Annotated in this window: 1 protein-coding gene; it reads right to left on the bottom strand. The window is 56.5% G+C overall.

Going from position 1 to position 1,938, the window contains the following annotated elements; translation table 11 throughout:
* Window positions 1-309: 309 nt before the first annotated feature.
* Window positions 310-1,484, bottom strand: a protein-coding gene (locus VLA04_03060; protein HSI20661.1) for an IS3 family transposase whose coding sequence is annotated in 2 segments (ribosomal slippage) — window positions 310-1,208 and window positions 1,208-1,484 — 1,176 coding nt in all. Because the reading frame shifts where the segments join, the coding sequence is not laid out codon by codon here.
* Between the last annotated feature and the right edge of the window lie 454 nt (window positions 1,485-1,938).

Here is a 1,938-nt window from a genome sequence, read left to right as displayed (position 1 = left end):
TCAATTTACGCCTCTTGTCTATTGAATGCATGCGCTCATCGCTTCTCTTGGGATTTAGTGGTAGACACGTCTAGAGAAGCCCTGCCTAACCCAGTGAGGTGGACCCCGCGCTTCGGCCAGAGTTGCTGGAAGTTAAGCTGTGGTGGGCTGGCTGTTCATGGGGTTAGGTTGGTTCTGTCTTGATGTCAACGGGCACATTGTTCTTCCGACCGAAGGGGTTGTGAAACGAATGGCTCGGAGCGAAGCGGAGGGCCTGAAGTGCAACAACCCCTTCGGTCGGACCGCCCTGCCGGGGGGCACAGGGGTTGGTCAGGCTGCCAAGGCCAGTGGCATCCTGGGCGGTGTCGGCGGCAGGACTACTATCCCTTCATACGCTCGCTGTGGGGTGTCGTAGCCCAGGCTCTCGTGCGGCCGCCACGTGTTGTAGCGCTCAAACCATCGCGCCAGCCCGCCTTCCAACTTCAGCATTGTCGCATGTTCGCGCAGGTAGATTTCCTCGTACTTCACACTCCGCCACAGGCGTTCTATGAACACGTTGTCCATCCACCGCCCTTTGCCGTCCATGCTGATGCGCACCTCCAGTTCCACAAGCCGCTTGATCCACGGCTCACTGGTAAACTGGCTGCCCTGGTCAGTGTTGAAGATCTCCGGTCTGGTTCCGGTCTCCTTCACTGCCATCTCCAACGCTTCAAGACACAGGCTCACATCCATGGTGTTGCTCAGCTTCCACCCCACCACTTTGCGCGAATGCCAGTCCATCACCGCACACAGGTAGGCGTGCCCACGTGGCATCGGCACGTAGGTGATGTCGGCACACCACACCTGGTTGGGACGCTCCACAGCCAGCTCACGCAGCAAGTACGGGTAAATGCGATGCCCTTCTCCAGGCACGCTCGTGCGGGGTCGACAGTAGATGGCCTCCAGCCCCATCTGGCGACGCAGACGCTGCAAGCGCTTACGGTTGACTTTGTGGCCATGATCGCGCTCCAGCACCTTCACCAGACGCCGCGTCCCAAGGCACGGATCCTTGAGATAAAGCTCGTCCAGCAGCCTCAAAAGGCGGCGGTCTTCCCTACTCTCAGGCACTGCCACATAACCCAGCGTTGAGCGGCTCACCCCCAGCAAATCACATTGGGTTCTCATGCTCAAGAGGGGGTGTTCTTTTTCGACCAGCTCGGCAGGTCGTTCCAGATGCCGAGCTGTTTGGACTTTTTTTGCAGAAAGTCCACCTTCACCGTCAGTTCTCCAATCTTGGAGTGCAACTGCGCACGCTCACGCTCGTGCTCCTCATGGTCAGACTGGACAGAGTCCTGGCCAAAGACTCCCGCCATGCCAGTCTGGAGCGTCTTTTTCCAATCCGAAACCTGCACTGGATGAATGTCGTACTCCTTGGCTATTTCAGAGATGGTCTTGTGGCCTTTGAGCGCTTCAAGCGCCACCCGGGCCTTGAATTCAGGATCGTGTCTTCTACGTTTGGCTTTCATTTTCGAATGTCGGGTTCTGGTTTACTCCAGCCCGCCCAACTCCAAAACTACAACTTCAGCACTGGCCCGATTTCCGTGGTCCACCTCAAATTGAAGAAGACTATGCAGAAACGTCTAGGGCATTCCGTAGCTACAATAATTGAGAACCCGCGCGTTAAGCGTGAGATGATCGCCAATAGAGACAACTCCATGCCTCGTGCTGAAACATCCTCCATGCCAATTGATGCCCAGCAGGAAGACTTCGTACCTCAACGCTTTGGGAAGGGGAGGGGATTGATGGTCCTAGTCCTCACAGGAACCTTAGTCTTGATCTTCTATTGTGGGTGGAGTCGATGGAGAAGAGCTTTGTAATGCGCCTGCTGCTGCTCAGTCCACTCAACTAGGCCCGCGGCGAAATCCTCGCCACACACGATCCGGTCCCTATCCCCAGTCAGAATCTCTCCACGATTTGCAC

This window comes from Verrucomicrobiia bacterium (genome assembly GCA_035460805.1).
Classification (GTDB): Bacteria; Patescibacteriota; UBA1384; order CAILIB01; family CAILIB01; genus DATHWI01.
The sequence above is the reverse complement of the archived record's forward strand: the minus strand, read 5'-3'. Positions and strand labels throughout refer to the sequence as shown.